At 47.6% G+C, this 23,136-nt stretch carries 15 protein-coding genes and 1 pseudogene; 3 read left to right on the forward strand and 13 right to left on the reverse strand.

The features are described from left to right. Nucleotides 1-232: 232 nt before the first annotated feature. The 6 genes from H6F73_RS06525 to H6F73_RS06550 form a co-directional block, all read right to left on the reverse strand. The gene (locus tag H6F73_RS06525) at nucleotides 233-685 is read right to left on the reverse strand and encodes a nitrate reductase associated protein (RefSeq protein ID WP_190757969.1); all 453 of its coding nucleotides are present in this window, start codon (nucleotides 683-685) and stop codon (nucleotides 233-235) included. Between the two features lie 165 nt (nucleotides 686-850). Then, nucleotides 851-3,088: a nitrate reductase gene (locus H6F73_RS06530; protein WP_190757970.1), complete on the reverse strand. Its 2,238-nt coding sequence runs from the start codon at nucleotides 3,086-3,088 to the stop codon at nucleotides 851-853. Beyond that, complete coding sequence (locus H6F73_RS06535; protein WP_190758342.1) at nucleotides 3,081-4,688, reverse strand: ferredoxin--nitrite reductase; 1,608 nt, start codon at nucleotides 4,686-4,688, stop codon at nucleotides 3,081-3,083. The genes H6F73_RS06530 and H6F73_RS06535 overlap by 8 nt, the downstream gene beginning before the upstream one ends. Before the next feature lie 462 nt (nucleotides 4,689-5,150). Beyond that, the gene (locus tag H6F73_RS06540) at nucleotides 5,151-7,394 is read right to left on the reverse strand and encodes a nitrate reductase (protein WP_190757971.1); all 2,244 of its coding nucleotides are present in this window, start codon (nucleotides 7,392-7,394) and stop codon (nucleotides 5,151-5,153) included. A 248-nt stretch (nucleotides 7,395-7,642) separates the two neighbouring features. Next, nucleotides 7,643-9,166 (reverse strand): NarK family nitrate/nitrite MFS transporter, encoded by a 1,524-nt coding sequence (locus H6F73_RS06545; protein ID WP_190757972.1) that lies wholly within the window; start codon nucleotides 9,164-9,166, stop codon nucleotides 7,643-7,645. Between the two features lie 216 nt (nucleotides 9,167-9,382). After that, nucleotides 9,383-10,783, reverse strand: a complete 1,401-nt coding sequence (locus H6F73_RS06550; protein WP_190757973.1) for a nitrate ABC transporter ATP-binding protein — start codon at nucleotides 10,781-10,783, stop codon at nucleotides 9,383-9,385. Between the two features lie 17 nt (nucleotides 10,784-10,800). Here H6F73_RS06550 and H6F73_RS26895 point away from each other — a divergent pair, with 17 nt between their 5' ends. Next, nucleotides 10,801-10,935 (forward strand): hypothetical protein, encoded by a 135-nt coding sequence (locus tag H6F73_RS26895; RefSeq protein WP_277882583.1) that lies wholly within the window; start codon nucleotides 10,801-10,803, stop codon nucleotides 10,933-10,935. Between the two features lie 17 nt (nucleotides 10,936-10,952). On the opposite strand, the gene H6F73_RS06555 is transcribed toward H6F73_RS26895, so the two are convergent. Next, entirely contained in the window at nucleotides 10,953-12,965 is a 2,013-nt protein-coding gene (locus H6F73_RS06555; RefSeq protein ID WP_190757974.1) for a nitrate ABC transporter ATP-binding protein, read from the reverse strand. Between H6F73_RS06555 and H6F73_RS26900 the strand changes: the two genes are divergently transcribed. Continuing rightward, a complete protein-coding gene (locus H6F73_RS26900) occupies nucleotides 12,939-13,067 on the forward strand; it encodes a hypothetical protein (protein WP_277882584.1) in 129 nt (42 codons plus the stop codon). The two genes, H6F73_RS06555 and H6F73_RS26900, sit on opposite strands and share 27 nt — an antisense overlap. 79 nt (nucleotides 13,068-13,146) lie before the next feature. Here H6F73_RS26900 and ntrB read toward each other — a convergent pair whose 3' ends face one another. The 5 genes and pseudogenes from ntrB to H6F73_RS26905 form a co-directional block, all read right to left on the reverse strand. After that, on the reverse strand, nucleotides 13,147-13,995 hold the full coding sequence (gene ntrB, locus H6F73_RS06565) for a nitrate ABC transporter permease (RefSeq protein ID WP_190757975.1): 849 nt from the start codon (nucleotides 13,993-13,995) through the stop codon (nucleotides 13,147-13,149). Nucleotides 13,996-14,073: 78 nt separating this feature from the next. After that, complete coding sequence (locus H6F73_RS06570) at nucleotides 14,074-15,408, reverse strand: CmpA/NrtA family ABC transporter substrate-binding protein (protein WP_190757976.1); 1,335 nt, start codon at nucleotides 15,406-15,408, stop codon at nucleotides 14,074-14,076. Between the two features lie 165 nt (nucleotides 15,409-15,573). After that, the gene (locus H6F73_RS27210) at nucleotides 15,574-15,822 is read right to left on the reverse strand and encodes a 2Fe-2S iron-sulfur cluster-binding protein (RefSeq protein WP_347239500.1); all 249 of its coding nucleotides are present in this window, start codon (nucleotides 15,820-15,822) and stop codon (nucleotides 15,574-15,576) included. Between the two features lie 111 nt (nucleotides 15,823-15,933). Next, nucleotides 15,934-17,466, reverse strand: a pseudogene (locus H6F73_RS06575) (ferredoxin--nitrite reductase); the annotation flags it as partial. Between the two features lie 461 nt (nucleotides 17,467-17,927). Beyond that, nucleotides 17,928-18,056: a hypothetical protein gene (locus H6F73_RS26905; RefSeq protein WP_277882585.1), complete on the reverse strand. Its 129-nt coding sequence runs from the start codon at nucleotides 18,054-18,056 to the stop codon at nucleotides 17,928-17,930. 762 nt (nucleotides 18,057-18,818) lie between these two features. Here H6F73_RS26905 and H6F73_RS06580 point away from each other — a divergent pair. Beyond that, nucleotides 18,819-19,484: an HPP family protein gene (locus H6F73_RS06580; protein ID WP_190757978.1), complete on the forward strand. Its 666-nt coding sequence runs from the start codon at nucleotides 18,819-18,821 to the stop codon at nucleotides 19,482-19,484. Between the two features lie 83 nt (nucleotides 19,485-19,567). Here H6F73_RS06580 and H6F73_RS06585 read toward each other — a convergent pair whose 3' ends face one another. After that, nucleotides 19,568-22,834, reverse strand: coding sequence for a HEAT repeat domain-containing protein (locus H6F73_RS06585; protein ID WP_190757979.1), 3,267 nt, complete (start codon nucleotides 22,832-22,834; stop codon nucleotides 19,568-19,570). Nucleotides 22,835-23,136: the final 302 nt, after the last annotated feature.

The following is a 23,136-nucleotide window of genomic DNA, read 5'->3' on the forward strand; positions in this document are numbered from 1 at the left end:
CCTTAGAGTCATAATTGAGTCCAGGTAAAGGACAATTCGGCTACAGTACAAACCACCAAACCTTAAATTGGATGGGGGTTTTGATGGCGGTGTAGTGGTAACACCGGCAGAGGAATGCGTTACCTTACAGTGCCGGCATACACAGCTTCAGGACGAATTTAAAAATCCTCAGTTCCAGTCTTAGAACTCAAAACCTTCACGGATGATACAATTACTTTTTTGCGGCAGTATTTTAAATTAAGTTAAATTCCTTAAGTGCCGGCAAGAAGTTATTATTTTCATGTCCTGAACGGCTGAGTTTGATTAAGGCAAATCGCCGCAACGGAGTCAGGGAAGCCCATTGCGCCGGCAGTAAATTCACGCCACATTCTTCTGCCTTTTCCTGAACACTTGCCGGCACTGTTTTTTCATCCATCCAAGCCGGATTTTCCTCAACCGGCAAATCAGATGCTGGTGTGCCGGTGCTTTTCACAACCAAATCGTGCAGCCAATCTCGGTAAGTTTGAATGTCTGCCGGTGTTGTGCAAGGACGATCTACTAGCGCTTGACGTTCTTCCTGGTTAAACTTGTGCCAGTGAGGAAGTTTCAACTTGACTCCACAGGTATCTAACTTGAGACGTACCTGCATGGGGATGCAGCGCAGGGACTCTACAAAATCTTCTTCAAATTGAAAAAACTCAGTCATTGAATTGCGAATAACGAATTCCCGATTTTCATTATTTATTATCCTTCATTCTTTCATTTTTTTGACTGCGAAAAACCCGGCTAGGAAGCAGCCGGGTGTTATTCTGGATCAGCTCACCGACATAATATTAAAGCAAGATTCAATTTGCCTTTTTGACGATTCATTTTATAAAGAGGCAACTGGAGAGAGCACACCCGGTTGCACTTCAACCTCAACACCGGCAGTCTGTGCGCCAACCGGCACTAACTGCACCGCACAAGCTTTTAATTCCGGTTGTTTCGACTGCGGGCAAAAGACTGGATGGGTAAGGGCGTTTGCTTCAGCATCCTCTGCCCATAAAAAACCCCAGTGTATCGGTACAAATAAAGTGCCGGCAGTAATTGCTTTTGTGATTTTTGCCGGGAAACGAGCTTTTCCGCGACGTGATCGCACCTCAACCCAATCATTCTCCTGAATGCCAAGTTTTTGAGCATCACGGGGATGAATTTCAAGAAACGGGTTGGGGTGCATTGCTGCCGTCTTTTCAATTCGCCCTGTGCGCGTCAGGGTGTGCCAGTGGCCGTAAAGCCGGCCATTTGTCAAGACAAAAGGATAGTCGGGATCGGGGGGTTCCGCCAATCCTTTGGAATGATAAGCCCCAAATCGCGCCCGTCCATCAGGGGTGTGGAAGCGTAAATCGGTGTAAAGCCGCTTAGATGAAGCCGCCGGGGAACGATGCAATGAGGTGAAACCCAAATTCTCCCTCTCTTCTTTCGGGCATGGCCATTGCATTGGGCCTTCTGTTTTCAACCGGCTGTGACTGATGCCGGTTTGATCGCAGGGACGATTGCGTGTTAACTGCACGTATTCTGCATAAACTTCTGCGGCATTTTTGAAGGCAAACTGCTGAGAAAAGCCCAACCGGCGGCCAACTTCTGCAAACACTTCCCAGTCTGCTTTCGCTTCTCCCGGTGGGGTGCGAAATGCCGGACATAGGGTAACGACGCGTTCAGAATTGGTCATCGTGCCGCTTTTTTCGCTCCACTGGGCTGCCGGCAGCAAAACGTGGGCATAAGCAGCGGTTTCCGTGGGGTAGTAAGCCTCAGAATAGACGGTGAACGGTGACCGGCTCATCGCTGCTTTCGTGCGCTCTAAATCGGGCATACTCACCAAGGGGTTGGTTGCCACAACCCAGAGAAATTCCACTTCCCTATCTTCTAAGCCGGTGATGATATCCCACGCAGAACGGCCCGGTTTCGGCGCAATTTGCCCCGGTGGTAGATTCCAAAACTGCTCAACTTCCTGCCGGTGTTGGGGATTGGTGACAAAACGGTATCCCGGAAGCAGGAGAGAAAGCCCGCCGGCTTCCCGTCCGCCCATTGCATTTGGCTGGCCGGTGAGGGAAAATGGCCCTGCCCCAGGTTTGCCAATTTGAGCGGTCATCAGGTGCAAATTAATAATCGTGCGGGCTTTAGCCGTTCCCTCACTCGACTGATTTACCCCCATCGACCATAAAGACAAAACGCGCCCAGATTCGCCCCAGTAACGGGCTGCCGTTTCCAGATCATCCATGCGGATGCCACATTTTCTGGCAACCAGTTCCGGGGGATAGTGGCGAATGACTTCTGCATAGTCGGGAAAACCGCTGGTGCATTCGTCAATAAATGTGGTGTCGATGTAACCCCAACGCATTAATAAATGGGCGATGCCATTCATTAAATCGATATCAGTACCAGGGTGAATGGCTAAATGTAAATCTGCGGCTTCTGCTGTCGTAGTGCGGCGAGGATCGACGACAATTAATTTGACATTCTTATTTTTTTTGTGATGTTTTCGTAGCCGGTTGAAGATAATGGGATGACATTCTGCGGTATTGGTGCCAATTAAAAACGCACAATCGGTTAGTTCCAAATCGTCGTAGCAGCAGGGCGGGCCATCGTAGCCAAAACTTTGGATGTAAGCCGCTACCGCACTCGACATACACAGGCGGGAGTTGGCATCAAAGTTATTGGTGCCAATACAGCCTTTTAAGAGTTTTTGCGCGGTGTAATAATCCTCCGTTTGCAGTTGCCCAGAACCATAAAAACAGATGGCATCTGCGCCTCGCTTGCTGCGAATCTTTTGGATGCGATTGACAATCCGATCAAAGGCTTCATCCCAACTTACACGTTGGAAGGGTTGATCAAGGGAGTCTCGCACCATTGGGTGAAGCAGCCGGTCTTTTCCTAAAGATTCGGCAATGGTTGCACCTTTAACACAAACCATGCCTTGACTGGAAGGATGGTTGCGATCTCCTTGTACTTTCCAAAGCGGATTTCCTTGAGCATCCCGATTTGTGGGTTTGTTCGCTTGCGCCGGCGGCGAAACTTCTAAACCGCAACCAACACCGCAGTAGGGGCAGAGAGTTTTAATTGATTCACTCATCACTGTTTTCCCCTTCTATTTCTGCCATTGCAATCGGCGGTTTGTAATATTCTGATTGCCTGGGTTGTGCGCCAAAGTTTTCTATCAGCAAATTTCGCAACACCGGCATCAAATCTTCACAAGGAATTCCTTGCATGATCCGTTCACCTAAATGGGCGTCTTTCCCAACTTTTCCGCCCATCCAAATGTCTGTCGCTTCCACAACTTTACCGTTTTTGCGTCCTTTTGTCCCCATTAAACCAATGTCCGCAACTTGCGGTTGTCCGCAGGAATTCGGGCAACCTGTCCAGTGAATTCGCACGGGTTTGGGCAGGGTTAATTCTGCTTCCAATGCTTTGATCATGGCTAAAGCGCGATTTTTAGTTTCTATCAGGGCAAAGCCGCAAAATTGACTGCCGGTGCAAGAAACTAACCAGCGCGAAACGTTATCTGGATTGATGGTAAAACGCTCTTGCAGGACAGGTTCTTTTAAGAACGCTTCCATACGCGAATCGGGAATATTCGGAATCAGTAAATTTTGCTCAACGGTTAGGCGAATTTCCCCACTGCCATAGACATCAGCAATCCGGGCAATTTCAAACATTTCCTCGGCATATAAGCGCCCGATGGGAACGTGCAACCCTACATAATTTAGTCCGGGTTGTTTTTGTTTTAAAACGCCAATATGATCGCGTTTATCCCAATTTACTTCATCTTTTTTCGCTGCCGGTTCTAGGGAATGACCGAGTTGTTTTTCGACTTCTTCGCGAAACTTTTCAACTCCCCATTCATCAATGAGATACATCAGCCGCGATTTTTGCCGATTTGCCCTTAATCCGTGGTTACGAAATACGAGTAAAACGGCTTCACAAACGTCAACCACATCTTCAGGAGGAACCCAAGCATTGAGGGGAATTGCTTCAATATACCGCTTCGGAGAAAACATCCCGCCCACAATAATATTAAAGCCAATTTGATGCTCTCCCTCTTCTTTATAAGCGGGAATAAAGGCAAGATCATTGGTTTCCGCATGAACAGAATTATCCCGACAGCCGGCAATTGCAATATTAAATTTCCGGGGTAAATTTGTAAATTGCGGATTGCCTTTTCCCATGCCGGTGATCATATCTTGAACCGCACGGCACAAGCCTCGCGTATCAATTAATTCATCGGCTTCAAGTCCAGCAAGAGGGGAACCTGTTACATTCCGTACATTATCCATGCCGGTTTGAATACTTGTCATTCCGTACTGGTGAAACCGGCGAAAAATATCGGGAACATCTTCAATCCGAATTCCCCGAAGTTGCATATTTTGTCGCGTGGTGATGTCAGCGTTGCCTTCATCGCCGTAGCGTTGCACCACTTCAGCGTACACTCTCATGTGACTGCTGGGTAATATACCATTGGCGGTTCGCATCCGCATCATGAATTTACCCGGTGTGACGGTGCGATAAAACAAACCTAACCATTTTAATCGGGCGTCCCGATCAATTTCATCAATTGCTTCCCACCCAATCTTTGCAAAATAGTCTAGCTCGTCTTTGAGTGCTAAACCATCTTTTTCAGCTTTAAATCTTTCAAATTTGTTAACATTTTTAGCCGGCGCGGTTGCGCTTGTCATGTTTTCAAATTTATTGATAACTGCTGGAGAATTCTCGACTTCTGGCATGGATTTACCCTCCTTCCTTAGTTGCATGGGCAATCATCTTGGTATTGACTGCGCCTGATACCAATTTGAAAAATGATTGCTACATGATGTCGGTTGGGTTTTTCTACCCAACGTCTTAAATTCTTGTAAATGTTGGGTGTCGCTATCGCTTTACCCAACCGAATTGGCTTGTCGCTTGAGTTTTTAACCCAACATCTTAAATGCGTGTAGGTGTTGGGTGTTGCTATCGCTCTCCCCAACCTACGGCTATGCTTTTTTGTTAGATTACTCAGGTAGATAAACGAACTTCGTATTGTCTGTTACAAACAAGGCGTTTAAACCGGCAAATCTATCTGAAGAAGTATTCAGTTGATTTTTTATATAAAATAATTTTTGTAAGTGTTGGGTGTCGCTATCGCTCGACCCAACCTACTTTCACACAGAAAGAGATGCAGATCGACTGGGTAAAACAGATTGGTGTGCCGGCTCAGAGCAAACAGGCTCAGCAGAAATCGGCACTAACTGCACCGCACAGGCTTTTAATTCCGGTTGCAGAGAGTCGGGACAAGATTCGGGATGGGTAAGGGCGTTTGCCTCTGCATTATCTGCCCACAAGAAACCCCAGTGCATCGGCACAAATAAGGTGCCGGGGGCAATGGCTTTGGTAATTTTTGCTGGGAAACGAGCAAAGCCACGGCGGGATCGCACTTCCACACAAACGTTTTCCTGAATGCCGAGTTTTTGGGCATCACGGGGATGAATTTCGATAAACGGGTTGGGGTGCATTGCTCCCGTCTTTTCAATCCGCCCCGTGCGCGTCAGGGTGTGCCAATGTCCATAAAGCCGGCCGGTTGTTAAGACAAACGGATAGTCGGGATCGGGGGGTTCCGCCAGTCCTTTGGAATGAAAAGCCCCAAATCGCGCCCGTCTATCCGGCGTATTAAACCGGAAATCGGTGTAAAGACGTTTCGCTGAAGCTTTCTGGGAACGCGGCAAAGTGGACAAACCACCATTCTCCCCCGCTTCTTCCGGGCAGGGCCACTGAATTGGGCCTTCTGCCTGTAGCCGGCTGTAATTTAAGCCAGACATATCACAAGGACGACTTTTTGTTACCTTAACGAACTCAGCATGAACTTCAGCGGAATTTGCAAAACTAAACTGTTTCGTGAAGCCTAACCGGCGGCCTACTTCTGCAAAAATTTCCCAGTCAGGCCGAGCCGAACCGGGGGGTTCACGAAATGCGGGACACAAGGTAACGACTCGCTCAGAGTTGGTCATGGTGCCGGTTTTCTCGCTCCACTGGGCTGCCGGCAACAAGACGTGAGCGTATTCGGCGGTTTCAGTGGGATAGTAAGCGTCCTGATAAACCGTGAAGGGAGAGCGAAGCAGCGCCGCCTTGGTGCGCTCCAAATCTGGCATACTCACGGCTGGATTAGTGGCGGCAACCCACAAGAAGCCGACCTCACCCGTTTCCAAGCCGGTGATCATTTCCCAAGCAGTAAGACCTCGTTCCGCCGCAATTTGGCCGGCAGGCAGTCCCCACAATTGTTCAAGCTCAGCTCGGTGTTGAGGATTTTTTACTAAACGATAACCCGGTAAGATGTGGCAAAGTCCGCCGGCTTCCCGTCCGCCCATTGCATTTGGCTGGCCGGTGAGGGAAAATGGCCCAGCTCCCGGTTTGCCAATTTGAGCGGTCATCAGATGCAAATTGATGATGGTTCGCACCTTGGCGGTTCCTTCCGAGGACTGGTTGACCCCCATCGACCATAAAGACAAAACGCGCTGGGACTCGCCCCAGTAACGCGCTGCTGTTTCTAGCTCATCCATGCGGATGCCACAGCGTCTGGCGACCATTTCCGGGGGATATTGGGCGATTACCTCTGCATAATCTGGGAAGTTCGCCGTGCATTCGTCAATAAAGGCGCTATCGATATAACCCCAGCGCATTAATAAATGGGCCATGCCATTCATTAAATCGATATCGGTTCCCGGTTGAATGGCGAGGTGTAAATCTGCGGCTTCTGCGGTCGTGGTGCGGCGGGGATCGACCACAATCATTTTCACGTTGGGGTTCTTTTTGTGGTGTTTCCGCAGCCGGTTAAAGATAATTGGGTGACACTCTGCAGTGTTGGTGCCAATTAAAAAGGCACAGTCTGTCTCGTCTAAATCTTCGTAGCAGCAAGGTGGGCCATCGGAGCCAAAGCTTTGAATATAGCCAGAAACCGCACTGGACATACACAGGCGGGAGTTGGCATCAAAATTATTGGTGCCCAAACAGCCTTTCAGCAGTTTTTGGGCGATGTAGTAGTCCTCGGTTTGAAACTGGCCGGAACCGTACATACAGATGGATTCTGGCCCTTGAGTGAAGCGAAGGGTTTGGATGCGATTGGCGATAGCGTTGAGGGCTTCATCCCAACTGACGCGCTGAAAGGGTTGATCAAGGGAGTCGCGCATCATGGGATACTTCAGCCGGTCTTTTCCTAAAGATTCGGCAATTGTCGCACCCTTAACACAGACCATTCCCTGACTGGACGGGTGAGATCGATCCCCCTGGACTTTCCATGTGGGATTGCCTTTACTGTCTCGATGCGTCGGCTTACCGGCCACTGCTGGCGGCGAAACTTCTAAGCCACAGCCAACACCACAATAAGGACAGAGGGTTTTAGTTGATTCAGTCATAATTCTTTCGACTGAGTTAATAAACAATCGATGCTTGGTGCGAAGTGAAACAAAAGGTTTGGGGTAAAGAAAAATAGTGTTCAGGTTTCAGGAAGAGGTTTCTCCTGACACCTGGCACTTGTTTGCAATTTATAGTTTATCTTTCACGCTTGACCTGTCTCACTTCTGTATCAGGGATCGCATTTGCCGGCACGAATCTGTGTATCTTTCGATTTATTGTTCAGCAAATGCGATTGCTTTTCCATTGACTATTCGTTGCGGTTGTCTATGACAAAGGACATTGGATCGGCTGCCTCTACCGACTGTTGGGAGGCTTGTCCTTCCTCATAGTGTGCCGCAAACGAGCCTTTCGGTTCTTTCAGGAAGAAGCCGCACAGGCTGGCGCAGATCAGGGCAGACACACCCATTGTCGTGAACAAAGTCGGGGCGTCCGTCAAGCTGAAAATCGTCAGATAAACCACACCGCCGAAGTTTCCGTATGCGCCGACATTTCCAGAAATTTGGCCGGTGGCTTCTTTTTTAATCAAGGGCACAATGCCGTAGGTGGCACCGCAGCCGGCTTGGGCGAAGTAGGCAGACAACATTGTTACCGCAATCGCCAGGGGAATCGGCCAGCTTTGGTTGATACTGCGTGCCAGCAGATAGCTTAACCCAATGCCGGCGCTGACGATGGTCATCGTCCATTTGCGGCTGCCAAATTTATCGGAGATCAAGCCGCCACTGGGACGAGACACCAGGTTTAAAAATGGGTAGCTGGCTGCAATCATGCCGGCTACGACGTGTTCTAGGGAAAATGTGTGCTCGAAGAAAGCAGGCAGCATGGAAACCGCAGCGAGTTCAGAACCAAAGCTCGTGATATAGCACAACTCTAACAGGGCAACTTGACGAAATTCATAGCGTTCGGCTGGAGGGTAGATTTTTTGACCGGCAACCGTTTCGCGGTTTACCTGCCAGGATTTGTAGGTTTGGAACGCATACAAACCTGCCAGCAAAAACCAGATCACGTACATTTGGCTTGTGCTGAGGAAGGCGATAGCCGGTTGCGCCAAACGCCATGCCAGTAAACCGAGGGCGAAAATCAACCCAAAGTTCATGGCGATCATGGCGTAGAAACTTTTGGCGCTGGTTACTTCCAACCCACCGTTGCGCTTGGGTTTTCTGTAAGTTACACCGGCAGGTGTGTCTTGGACATTTTTGTAATAAATTACGCCGTAGATGGCAGAAATGATGCCGGTGAGGGCAATTGCCAAGCGCCAGTTTGACGATCCCGCGCCGAGAAAGCCCGCCGCTAATGCAACTGAAGGGAGGGCAAACTCCGCCCCAAATGCGCCAAAGTTGCCCCAGCCGCCATAGATGCCCTCAGCAATGCCAATTTCTTTGGGGGGGAACCATTCAGACACCATGCGGATGCCCACCACAAATCCCGCGCCCACAATGCCCATTAGTAGCCGGCTTAACACCAACTGGTTAAAGTCTTGAGACAGTGCGGTGGCTAAACAGGGAACAAGCGCAAAAATTAGTAGGGTGGAGAATGTGATCTTTGGCCCAAAGCGATCTAGGAGCATTCCAATGATGATCCGTGCCGGTATTGTTAGGGCGAGATTGCAAATTGCGATTGTCTTGATTTGCTCTGGGCTTAAACTTAGCTCTTTGCCAATAACGGTGGCAAAAGGAGCGAAGTTAAACCAACAAACAAATGTGAGGAAGAACGCAAACCAGGTCAGGTGCAAGATGCGATAGCGTCCCTGAAAAGACCATAATCCTTTTAACATTACACTCCCTTCTTATCTTTTACGATGTTCATTGTTTCGGCTTTTTGAAATCTTTATCCAATTAATTATGACTTTATCTATTAATTTACAAAGTCTTTTTTTTAATTAATTGGTTTTGCGATTCAGGTAATTTACATTTCGATGTTAATTCATCAGCGCCTCTTTAAAAGTCTTGTTCAGCCGGCTAATTTCTTACAAAAACTCTCAGCCCAGTGTTTATTGAGCATTCACCTCTAGCATTCCCGCCGGGTTCAGCACAACTTTGTACTGAGCAAACGGTTCTTGGGGAGTGCCACCGGCTTTATTTTCTGTAGACTTGACTAAAGTTGGAAAAGGAGTTTCTTGAAGATAGTCCTTTGCAGCTTGATTGACAGATTCGTAGCTGACAATCTCCCCATCTTTTTTAACCTTAACCGAGTAAACTAAATTTTCTTGAAAGGTTGGAATCTGCTGCCAATTTTTGTCAATTTGGTCGTAAAGCTTTTGCTTCAAATCTGCCAGTTCAGCCGCATCTGTAATGGCTAGATTCTTCACCTCTGGTGTTGCGCTCACAACCGGCTGTGTGGGAGTAGCAACTGGAGTTGGAGACGTTGCAACGGGTTGCGTCGCCGGCATCTGCTGAGCACTTCTTGAGGTGGAAAGCGAGCGCATCAAACTTAACCCAGCCACAGCCGCAACCGTCGTCAGCCCCAAGGCGGCTGAAGCTTTGAGTGCTAGAGCTTTTGAAGCTGGTTTCGAGGTGACTGGCTGCGATTGTGCTGCCGGTTCTTCCTCGCTGTGGGCAAACCTATTGAAGAGGAAATCTAAAGCATGGTTACGCAAATCGTAGTAGCGCGGGTCTTCCATGATGCTGGCCCGGTTTCTCGGACGAGCAAAGGGAATTTCTAACACTTCGCCAATATTCGCCGCTGGGCCATTGGTCATCATCACGAGCCGGTCTGCCAAAAACAGCGCCTCATCAATATCATGGGTGATCATCAAGATCGTTACCCCAAACTCGCGCCAAATTTGCAGCAGTTCTTCTTGCAACTCTTCCTTAGTGATGGCATCTAACGCCCCAAACGGTTCATCCAGAATCAAAACTTGAGGCCGAATCGCCAACGCCCGTGCGATCGCCACCCGCTGCTTCATCCCCCCCGAAAGCTGACTAGGGCGCTTGTTTGCCGATTCTGTCAATCCAACCAGCGCCAAGTGTTCCTCAACAATAGCCGCTCTTTCAGCTTTGCTTTTGTCAGGATACGCCGATTTCACGCCTAAGGCGACATTCTCAAACGCAGTCTTCCAAGGCAGCAGCGAGTAATTTTGAAACACCATCATCCTGTCTGGGCCGGGTTTGGTGATCAGCGATCCCCGCAGTTTCACCTCTCCCTCACTTGGCTTGAGGAAGCCGGCAACCATATTCAGCAGGGTTGATTTACCACAGCCAGAGTGACCGATCAGGCAGACAAATTCACCCTCATAAACGGTGAGGTTGACATCTTCCACGACTGAATACGGCCCTTTCGGCGTTGGGTAAATTTTAGAGACGTTCTCAATAACCAAAAACGGCTCACGGGTTGAGCTTTGAGGTGACAGTTGTGAGGTTTGAGTTAAAGAGGAGCTAGATAGGGATTGCATAATCAGGGAATTGGGGAATGGGGCATTGGGAATGGGTCAAGGCTTCGCCAACAAGAACGGTAGGGGAATGGGGCATGGGGCAAGTCTTGGGTATTCTCTCCCACTCACCCCCTCTCCCACTCAGCACTCAGCACTCAGGACTCAGCACTTAATAATGCTCAGCACTGACTTAGGCTGCTTCGGTTGTTGGGGTATCAATGATGATTTCTTCGATGCGAATTTCGCGGCGGATAGTCAGCTTGTTGAGATAGCCGATGGGATCGTCGGGGTTGAAAACCATACTGTCAAACAGTTGGAAGCACTCCCGGTCGGGTTCGGTATCGGGCCATCCCAACTGACGGGCGGCTTCACCGTAGAGATCGACCCGGCGCACTCGTTCTAAGATTTCGAGCCAGTTTTTGGGGAACGGAGTAATGCCCCAACGCGCTAGCTGGGTTAAAATCCACAACCCCTCAACTCGTCCAGGGCAGTTGGTTTGTTCAATATGGAATTGGTTGAAGCGGGGGTAGGATTGCGGTTTTTGGCCGGCACCCAAGTTGTAGGGATCGATAAAACCGGGGCGGGTGTATTCGGGTGCGGAACCGACATATTGGGGCTGACATAGCCACCCTAAAATTTCTTCCCGGTTGCGCCGGTCGTCGCAATACTCGCAAGCTTCTAGCAAAGCTTTGACGAGGGCGATATGAGTTTGAGGGTGTTGATTGACCCACTCCTCACGCATACCCAACACTTTCTCTGGATGTCCCGGCCAAATATCAAGGTCAGTGGCGACGACGAAGCCCAAATCTTCATAGACAGCGCGAGAATTCCAGGGTTCGCCCACACAATAACCGTCAATGTTGCCGGCTTTCAGGTTAGCAACCATTTGTGGTGGCGGGATCACCGTGAGATTTACGTCTCGGTCAGGATCGATGCCGCCGGCAGCCAGCCAGTAACGCAGCATCAGGTTGTGCATTGAGGCGGGATGCACCATGCCTAATGTATGAACTTTGTCAACGGATTGGGTAACAGCCGCTTTAAGATCAGCAAGGGTGCGAACGCCTTGCTGATATAACTGCTTACTGAGGGTAATTGCGTTGCCGTTGCGGGCGAGAACGAGGGCAGTAACCATCGGCACCGGCCTTGTCAATCCCAACCCCAAGGTCATCGATAAGGGCATGGCAGCGACCATCTGGGCAGCATCTAAGCGACCCGTCGCCACTCCTTCGCTAATGGCTTTCCAACTCGGTTCGCGGCTGAGGTTAACGTCTTCTAAACCATGCTTTTTAAAGAAGCCTTTTTCTTTGGCCACCACCAAAGGCGCACAATCTGTTAGGGGAATAAAACCGATGTCTAAATTAACTTTTTCTAACCCATGCCGCGCAATTGCCACGGCTGCCGGTTGCTTGGCTTTGCGGCGTTTATCGCGCTTCTGCTGGTTCAGGAAGTAGATAATTTCATTCCGCAAGGCGTAGTAATTCGGATGGTTGACAACCTCCATGCGGTGACGGGGACGGGGGATCGGAATGTCTAAAATCTGGCCAATGTGAGATTCTGGCCCATTGGTGAGCATCACGATCCGGTCAGACAGCAGCAACGCTTCATCCACATCATGTGTGACCATGATGCAGGTGACTCGGCTTTCCTCACAAATTTCCATCAACCGTTCTTGCAGTCCTCCCCGCGTCAAGGCATCCAAGGCACCAAAGGGTTCATCTAATAGCAGCAGTTTGGGACGAATCGCCAAAGCGCGGGCGATGGCGACGCGCTGTTTCATCCCGCCTGATAGTTCACCAGGTCGCTTATCGGCAGCGTGTCGCAGTCCTACGAGGTCGATATGCTTTTCGATAATGCCCCGGCGTTCTCCTTTGGGGCTATCCTTGAATACTCGATTGACTGCCAGGGCGATGTTTTCGCGCACACTCAGCCAAGGCAGCAGGGAGTAATTCTGAAAGACAACCATGCGGTCTGGCCCTGGCCCTTTGACTTCTCTGCCTTCTAAGATGACGCCGCCTTTGCTTGCCCGATCTAAGCCGGCAACGATATTGAGCAGGGTCGATTTTCCGCAGCCGGAGTGGCCGATTAAGGAAATAAATTCTCCCTGTTTTATTTTCAGTTCAATATTTTTGAGGGCAACGTAGCTGCTTCCATCGGGCAGGGGAAAGGCTTTATCAATGTGATCGACTTCTACAAATACAGACATAATATTTTTTGGGAATGGGGAATGGGGCATGGGGCATGGGGAATGGGCATGGGGCATGGGGCATGGGGCATGGGATTAGGGGCTAGGGGGGCTAGGGACTAGAGAAGGATAAATGCCCATACCTTTAGGTTGGCGAAGCCTTGCCCAATCCCCAATGCCCCATGCCCAATCCCCCATTCAATTAACCTTGTTTTTGTTCTGCCGGCACGACGATTGAGGCAATATAGGCGATGAACCGATCCAGTAGCAGTCCGACGACTCCGACGTAAATTAGGGCGATGATAATTTGGCTGAGTAAGGAGTTGTTGTAGGCATCCCAGATAAAGAAGCCAATGCCTACGCCCCCGACTAGCATTTCTGCTGCGATAATTGCCAGCCACGATAAGCCGATACCGATTCTTAAGCCTGTGAAGATGTAGGGAACTGTAGCAGGAAACAGAATGTTAAAGAAGTATTCCGGGCCGGATAATTGCAAGACTCTGGAAACATTTCGATAGTCTTGAGGTAATTGCTGGACTCCGACCGTTGTGTTGATAATAATCGGCCAGATTGCGGTAATAAATATGACAAAAATAGCGGAAGGATTACTTTGTTGAAAAGCCGCAAGAGAAATCGGCAGCCAAGCTAAGGGCGGAATGGTTCGCAAAACTTGAAAAATCGGATCGAGGGCTTGATAGAGAAGTTTATTAACGCCGATTAAAATTCCTAAAGCAATTCCCACGATGGCAGACAAGGAGAATCCGATAGCTACCCGCTGCAGGGAGGCGAAGATTTGCAAGGCTAAGCCTTTGTCGGTGCCGCCGTTGTCAAAGAAAGGGTTAATAATATACGGGTTCCAAGTTTCTGCAATTACTTGCATCGGCCCTGGCAATCCTTTTGAGCCGGCAGGACAAACGATTTGCCAAATTACCAGAATAACGATGAGGGCAACCAGTGGTCGAAGAACTTTCTTAGAGTTTTTTCCAAAATATTTAGTAATGGGATTTTGCGAAGTTGTGAAGCGTCCATTTCTGCTAATGTTGGCGGTCATTTCGTTTCCTGGATTGTGCTGGGTGAATTGGAAGCTGGAATCTGGGGATTAGGGAAGTTCCCTTTTCCCCGGCTTTGACTAGGCTTTTTTGATTTTGAGGCTGCTTAAGTATTCTTCGGGTTTTTCGGGATCGAATTTAACCCCGTCAAAGAAGGTTTCAACGCCACGAGATGTGCTGCTAGGAATTTCTGCTTGGGCAACACCAAGGGCTTTGGCGGCTTCTTTCCACAAATCTTCGCGGTTAACTTTGTCAACGAGTTCTTTGGTTTTTGTATCGGCGGGAATATAACCCCAGCGAATGTTTTCTGTGAGGAACCAAAGATCGTGGCTCTTATAGGGATAGGAAGCGTTATCTGCCCAGTATTTCATCAATAAGGGGCTAGCTTGAACGACTGGGCGACCGTCGCCATAATCCACGTTGCCTTTAGAGCGTTCGATAATATCTTTTGCCGGCACTTTGAACCATTTCGCTTGAGAAACAATCTGGCACATTTCTTCTTTGTTTTCTGCCTTTTCACACCATTGCTGGGCTTCCATAATTCCCATCAATAATGCTTTGGCTGCTTTGGGATTTTTATCGACCCAATCTGCTCGCATGGCAAAGGCTTTTTCTGGGTGATCTTTCCAAAGTTCGCCGGTGATTAAGGCGGTATAACCGGCTCCTTGGTTCACGAGTTGGGCGTTCCACGGTTCTCCCACGCAGAAGGCTTCCATGTTGCCGGTTTTCATGTTTGCCACCATTTGAGGCGGTGGGATGGGGACGACAGAAATATCTTGCTCTGGAATAACTTCGCCGGCAGCTAACCAGTAGCGCATCCAGAGATCGTGGGTGCCACCGGGATAGGTAATGGCTGCTTTCAGGTCGCCTTTCCCGCTGGATTTGGCTTGGGCAAAGGCATCTTTTAATCCTTTACTTTCTAAGCCAACTTTGAAATCTTTATAACTGTTGGCGATAGAAATCGCTTGACCGTTGGTATTTAACCGTGCCAGGAGATACATGGGCAGCGGCTGTTTATTTTTGGTTTGCCCTAAGCTAAGCAGGTAAGGCATCGGGCTGAGGATGTGCGCCCCATCAATGCCGCCGCCGGCTGAACCGAGTTCTAAGTTGTCGCGGGTGACGGGCCAAGATGCTTGTTTGACGACTTCGACCCCTGTCATGCCGTATTTGGCAAATAAGCCTTTTTCTTGGGCGACGATCAAAGGTGCGGCATCCGTTAGGGCGATGAAACCGAGTTTGGCGGTGGTGATTTCCGGGGCATCAGCCGGGTTAACGTTGGCTGCCGGTGTGGGGGTAGAAGCGGCGTTTGTTTTGCTGGTGTTAGTAGGGCCGGTGCTGCATCCATGAACGAGCAAGGTGCCGGCTGTTGCTGCGCCGGCAGTGAAGATGAATTTGCGTCTGGAAAGTTTCGACATTGATTTACCCGGTCTTTAGTTAATTCTTTGGTTGTGGTTTTCAGCAAGCACCATTTGTTTTCGCACAGCCTTTGTCAGGCTCAACACCATAGCCGGCACAAAATAACTTAATGAAAAAGTTACCGATAGTGCATGGTGTAGGGTTTTTGTCAAGCGAGCCGGCAGTTAAGCATCAATGACGACTCGTCCAACAGGGTGAGCGCTACAGGCTAAAATCACGCCTTGAGTGCGCTCACTGTCGTCAAGGGCTTCGGGATTTGCGTCATATTTCACTTCTCCTTCTAAAAGAATTTGCTTGCAGGTGCCGCAACTTCCCGACCGGCAACTGCTGGGAAGTTCGATGCCTTCTCGTTCTGCGACATCTAAAATCAATTCGGAACTGTCACAGGCGAGTTCTTTGCCAGATTTCGCCAAGACGAGGACTGCCGGCTGGGCGTGATGTCCGTTGCTAGTGGCTTTTGTGCCGTTTGTTTGGGCAGTGTCGCTTGGTTGTGCCAGTGTTGCCGGTGCTTCGAGGATTTCTCCTTTAAGCTGTGCGCCGAAGTTTTCGATGAGTAGATGCCGCAACACCGGCTTGAGGTCTTCGCAGGGAACCCCTTTGGTGACGCAGGTGCCGAGATGGGCGTCTTTGCCCACTTTGCCGCCCATGTAGATATCGACACCTTCGACGGCTTTGCCGTTTTTGCGGGCTTTGGTGCCCATGAGTCCGATATCTGCAACTTGCGGTTGACCGCAGGAGTTGGGGCAGCCGGTCCAGTGAATCCGCACAGGCCGGCTCAAGGACACTTCTTGTTCCAGTTCCGCAATCATTTCCATCGCGCGGTTTTTGGTTTCAATCAGCGCGAAGTTGCAGAATTGTGCGCCGGTGCATGAAACCAGCGCCCGTGTTAAAGGTGCGGGATTGATGGAGAATTTTTGCAGGATGGGTTCGCTTAAAAAGGCTTCTAAGCGAGAGTCGGGAATATTAGGAATTAGGATATTTTGTTCGACGGTGAGGCGAATTTCGCCATTGCCATAGACTTCGGCAACACGGGCAATGTCAAACATTTCTGGCGCAAACAAACGCCCGACGGGAACGTGCAGACCGGCAAAGTTTAAGCCTGGTTGCTTTTGAGCAAAAATGCCGAGATGATCGCGTTTTTCCCAGTCGATTTCATCTTTGAGGGCAGCGGTTGGCAGTTCGCGCCCAAATTGCTTTTCTACGGCTGCGCGGAAGTGTTCGAGGCCCATTTCATCGATCAGCCACATCAGGCGTGATTTCTGCCGGTTGGATCGCGGCCCTTGATCCCGAAAGACAATTAAGATGGCGCGGCACAAATCAACCACGTCGTCGTTGGCGGGAACCCAGGCGTTGAGGGGAATTGCGGCTTCGCAGCGCTTGGCGGAGAAGAAGCCACCGACAACGACGTTAAAGCCGAGTTGACCGTTGTTATAGGCGGGGACGAAGGCAACATCGTTGATTTCGGCGTGGACGGAGTTATCGCGTCCTCCTTCGATGGCGATGTTGAATTTGCGCGGCAGGTTGCTGAATTCTGGGTTGCCTTCGCCGCAGTTGGTGATCATGTCTTGAACTTTTTGGACAAGATCGCGGGTGTCTATTAATTCGTCGGCGTCGAGATCGGCAACGGGTGAGCCGGTGATGTTGCGAACGTTGTCCATGCCGGATTGAATGCTGGTGATGCCGGCGGATCTGAGTTTATTGAATATATCGGGGACATCTTCAATTCTGATGCCGCGTAGTTGCAGGTTTTGCCGAGTTGTGATGTCTGCGTAGCCTTCGCCGCCATAGCGCTGGATGATCTCGGCGAGGACGCGCATTTGAACCGCGTTGAGGATGCCACTGGGAATCCGCATCCGCATCATGAATTTGCCGGGAGTGACGGGGCGGAAGAAGATCCCTAACCATTTGAGCCGGTGTTCTCGGTCGGTTGCGTCCATTGCTTCCCAGCCAATCTCGGCAAAATGATCGAGTTCACCTTTGACTGCTAGCCCATCTTTTTCGGCTTTAAATTTTTCAAATTTGTTGAGGCTTGCTGTTGGTGTCTCTGCTACTGTCATGGGTTTTTTCGCTCTTGATTTTGTGTTTACAGGGAGGCAATTTTTCAGCTAAGTTGCTGTTTATCTAGCGTTTAAAAGCTTTTTGTTTCGCTTATATCTGGGATAGGAAAACTTTATTTGTATATTTCGTTACAAATCGCAGTATTTGTTTATCGGTCAGCTTTTTGCTGATTGGTTGCAAGGTTGCATTCCATGCGGGGTCTTGGTTTGGGTGAATGACGCTCATGCTCCTTTATTGCGAATGATCAGCCTTCAGGCGCTTGTCAAAAGTGCGTTGTAGATAAGTTAAAGGCTGGAAACCGGAAAATTAGTATAGTGAGTTACAAAATATTTCGATATATGAAATCGATGCATTTCACTGATGCGGTTTTTACATCAAGCGTTTGATTGAAGCCGCTAAACACAAATCTTAATAGGTGAAATTTAAGCAAACCGCTCACTGTGAGCATTCTGGGTAAATTTTACGCAGTGCTGAGATGAATTGGTGTGGGTGATTGTACGGATGGCTGCCGGCGTTGGGGCGTTGTGTCGGTGAAATTACTGAGCCGGTTTTTTCCTAGCAATTCTCTTTTTGAAGGAGAGTTGCTCAAGCCCTAGAAATGTTTGTCTTGTCTGAGCGTCTAGATGGCCCTAGAGAGCTAACGCGGTTGAAACAGCCAGCATTAGTGGTTGATGAATGAGAACTGCTCTCTCTCCTGAAGCTTGATAAACGATTCGCTCTCTAGAATTATCACGAATGAGCTTGAGCAGATTGTGCGCGTGAGCCACACTGTCTCGGTCGATGAAACCGGCTACAAAAGACTGGTTTATCACAACAAAGAGATAACTAGCTAGCATTATGGCTCGCTGGGGAGCATATTCAGAAGATACCCCCGCTCACTTATACACTCTATAAATTCCTTTTATCCCACTTCATTTGCTGTGGTCATGTCTTATAACCACTCCAATTTCAGGGATTAGTAGAGAAAATTGATAAGCAAATTTTATAAGAGTGCTAAGTTTTTATACAAAACTTACGCTTTTTTTAAAAACTTTAAAAATATTTTAATGATACAATATTAAGAAATCATGACATTGGCTTTATCAAGCTAGTTAGGTAGGTGTCTATGTGCCTATGTAAATCTTGTTATTAAAATGTTGAGAAATGCAGTAGATGTTTTGTTTACCCGACATAAATCTCGTGGAGTTTGCATTACTCTTTTCAGTCTATGAACAAATTTGAGGCACTTTATTTTGCTAACAAGCTAGAGATAGATTGGATTTATTTATTTTGAGTTCTTAAAGAGAGCTAGAGTAAAATTGTACAAATAAATTTTTCACAAGATCACCGCTTATTTACTATTGTGGAAGTTATGAAAGGACCTTTCGTAAAAAAGAAAAATAATCACACTTATCCAAGGCTATTAAGTTATAAAAAAATTCAACTTGAAGGGAAGAATTACTGGTTCAAGATAAGTAAAACGTGGAATTATAAAAGCTTGCAACTTAAATGGGATAATTACAGATTTAAGATAAGTGGAACGTGGAGTTCATGTCCTCTAACGTGCCCTATAGATAAACCTCACCACAGACATATTTTTTGGAGTTGGTTTGGTAGTTTCATAGCAATAGCAGCAACGGCTTACCTGTCTATGGAAACTAATTCTCCACTGCTTATGGCTCCATTTGGTGCGACCAGTGTATTGATCTTTGGTGTACCAGACAGTCCTTTAGCTCAACCCCGTAATGTAATTGGTGGCAATCTCGTAGCCGCTTTCATTAGTTTAACTATTCTACATCTTTTCGGTTCGTCACCTTGGACAATGGGAATGGCAGTAGCAACAACTATTGGGGTGATGCAGATGACTGGGACCCTACACCCGCCTGCAGGAGCAGTTGCATTAGTCGTAATGATGACAAAAGCTCATTGGGAATTTCTGTTAACACCGGCACTACAAGGTTCTATTATTTTGGTACTCTGTGCTGTGGTTTTCAATAATCTTGCAGAAGAGAGGACTTATCCTAAGCACTGGCTGTAAGAATTTTGACCTTGCTGTTGTCAAAGGATGAGTTTGACTCACGGCTGAAGACACATCTGCAAGCGCTTGCCGGTGCCGGCAGTTTACTGATTTACTGAAGGGATAGAGGGATGCCGGTGCCAAGCCTGATAATAATCAGGATAAGGCATGACTTGAGCGCAATCTAGAAGAGGATGATTGTAACAGACTGTGTAGAAGTCAAAATCTTGTTGGACGATCAGAGTAATTAGGTAGTCTTTCAAAGCAGACACTGCTGAACTCAACGGGTATCTTTGGAGGATTTGCCCCAAGTTTTGAGCCGCTGTATAACGGTTCAAATTATCCGGAGGAATGGCACGCATCACATCCATCAATGCCCAAATAGCGTCTTCATGGCTCGTTTCGGTATGCCATAAGTTGATAACCGCTTGATGACGAATAGACTTTTCTTCACAGTTGTGAATGAGTTTAATTAGCAACGCGATTACTTTAGGGTCGCTTTTGCCAATTCGCGCCAAACTTCTAAGCGCTTCCACAAGGATGTACTTATCAGCAGAGGTTTTAATAACGTCAATAAGTACCTTAATTGCATCTGAGTTTCCGGGGGTTGTATACCCCAAGTTCTGAACAGCTTGCGAACACCTAAATCCTAATTTGTGATTATAGACATTTTCAAGTTTTAGTAGGAGAGCTTTATACACATTTGGTTTTAGTTTAATTTCTGAAAACATTTGATGGCCTTGCATCAAAGTATCCCCATCTAAGATGCTGTTCAGCAATATAGCAAAATTATATAATTCATTAAAATTGTCACGTATCTCTTCAACTAGCAACGCGATCAATTCGGGATCGTTAAGATCGAATTGCCCCAACTTTGCATACTCTAAAAACAAGGTAGGTTCAGCAAACTTGGCTGCTTCGGAGTGATCTGGAGCAATTTTTCCCAAGCTAACAGGCGCTTCAAAACGAGTGAAATCATCAACACTGTTATGTTTCAAATGAATTAGTGTGGCGATTGCTTGCTCGTTACCTGGATCGATTTTCCCCAAGTTCTCAGCAGCTTTCATACGAGTGAAGCTATCAGGACTGTGATTAATTAGCTCAATTAGCATTGCCTTCACTTCTGAATTGCCTCGGCTAATGTCTCCCAAACTCTCAACCACTTCACGACGAATAACCTCAAGGGGAGTGGTGCAGATTAGTGCAACAAGGCCATCAATTGCCATGCGACGATCAGTCTCTTTTAATATTGCCTTAGCTTGTTTTCCAATTTTATCGGGAGCATAGCCTTGCCGGGTTCCATTTTTAATACACTGCTTATAAATCTCATCAGAGTAGCTCCCCTCCTTTACCTCTGTTCCAAAACCCCACTTAAGGATTTCCTGGATAATTTCTGAGGCCAAGTTAGCCTCTTTAAACTCTGCAATTCCCGCTGCCGCCAGAAAATATGCGCGATAGTCATAAAATCCTTTGCAGTCACCAAAAAAGAACTCATTGCATCCATCCTGAAACTCTACCAATGCTTGAAGAAATGCGTTCTTTTGACTTTTAAAGTTTTCGTTTCCCTCTCGTCCTAGCCATAGCAAAATTACTTCTTTCCACTGGGCCTCAAAAATGCGGTACACGCAATCTGTGCCGTTATGTTTTAAAAACGGGTTGGGATTTTCGTTGTTGTGATTTAGGAAAAAGTGCCAATCATCAATCGCACAGGCTGCGAAGTATTCTTGAAATGTGGGATGAAAAAAAGCGTAAACTTTCTCATCCGGATCTTTTTCTTCGGCTGTTGCCAACCCGACACGATTTAGCCATCCCAATTTTAGCGCCCACCAAAACAGGGAACTCTCTTGATTAGGTTCACCTAACAAACCTTTGACAAAACTTTCTCGTAACCGAAACCGGGAATCTTCGCCGGCAATTGCTGCTTTTGCCAATACCCCTAATTTTTGATTCAGTTCTTCTTGTTCCTTTGGCGAAATCTCAAATTCTTGATGATCATCCTTCCATGTGTAGTGTGCTTTAACAAGTTGCTGATACAGTCCCGCTTTAGTATCTGGTAATTTGCCTTGACGCAGATACCAAGTGCGACACAACAGCGTTAACCGTAATGGATTTTTGATTAAATCTCGGATGCGTTCACTTGATTGCTCTAACTCGCGCCATAACCCCTGAGCTTTGTCTGATGCCTGGGCAAACCATTTATTTATGAACTCTTGCACCTGATCTGGATAACTAAAGTCCAGATTGCGATAAACATCAAAATTGCCTAAAGCATTTTTATCAGCCTCCCATACATTAAGCCGGCAACTCAGTATGACCCGCGCTTCGGCAACCCAACTACCACTGAGTTGCTGCGAAATTAACGTCAACGGGTTCCCCAATTCTGTTGCCATCTCATCCACACCATCCAGCAGTAGCCACACCCGATCTTTGTAGAATTCTTCGACAAGATCATCCTTTAACTTTTCTGGAACTTGACGAAGGGAGGGTATGGTTGTTGCTGAAAACTTCCGAATAATTCGCAATGCTTGTCTAAGCCACTTATTCAGTAAATAATCTTCTAAAGTTTCATTGCACCCCAAGTTTGCCAAATCAATCCAAATTGGCAAGCCACCGTTTTCTAAGACCTTAAAAGCAAGTATCTGTAACAGCGTTGTTTTTCCTGCGCCTGGTTCGCCGATATTTGCTATCCGCCGGCCTTGACTTTTAGGACTTTGTCCCTGTTTGATGACTTGCTCAAAAAACTTTTTATGCTCAATCGGGGTAACTTTTTCTTGATATAACTGCGAACCGCTTTCTGGTGAAGTATGAGGTGCCGGTCTAGGTGGTTGTGCTTGGCGTTCAACCAGTCCGAGAGGGACGTACATATCGAAAATCCGCCTATCACCACAACCACGTAGCGAATGTGTCGTCAGCCATTGCTTTTTCTCTTCCTCCAGCATGGCGCGGCAGACTTCTTGCCAGTTGATAGCCGTTGCACTTTCTAAGGAAGACTTCAGAGTCGTCAGGATTTTCGATGCCGGCAACTGCTGTTTCCATAAACCGTTATCGTCTGTGTACAAACGGAACTGCTCAGTCCACAACCACCCATACAACTTATTAAACTTGCCTCTCCCTCGCTTATTAAGATCGATATCGCAACCATGAGGCTTTTCTGGACTTTTTGCGAAGGCTTTATATATCTCCTGCATATGATTGCTTAGAGTTGTCGCTTCTATGCCGCAGTCTTTCGCAAAGTTTTTATCATCCTTGTGCTTTCCATCTTTTTGATAAGCGAACCGCTGGAAAAAGATATGCTTTGGTTCCCCATGTAACTTGTAAGCATCAGCTATCTCTGCTAGAAAGTTCCCCCTCACTTCATCGAGCGGTTCCATTACGGCAACCCTACTAATTTAATTTATTCCTAATTTAATCCTAGTTTAGCAGTAGTTTCTACGGATGTTGCCTGGAGCTGAACTTTCTAAGATGGTTGCATAAGCCAATCATGGCTCCAAAAAAACTAAACTAGGCAAAACCATGAACACATATTTGCAAGCTGTAATTCCTAAGCTTGAAGCCTACCAGGATGAAGTTTTATCTAATAAATTCCAGCCCCCTGTCTCAAAGTTATCTCATGGAAAGGCAGAGAGTAAAACTTATAAAAAGCGAAGAAAAAAGCGAAGAAAAAAGTGTACTA

The sequence above is a fragment of the Microcoleus sp. FACHB-68 genome, from assembly GCF_014695715.1.
Lineage (GTDB): Bacteria > Cyanobacteriota > Cyanobacteriia > Cyanobacteriales > Oscillatoriaceae > FACHB-68.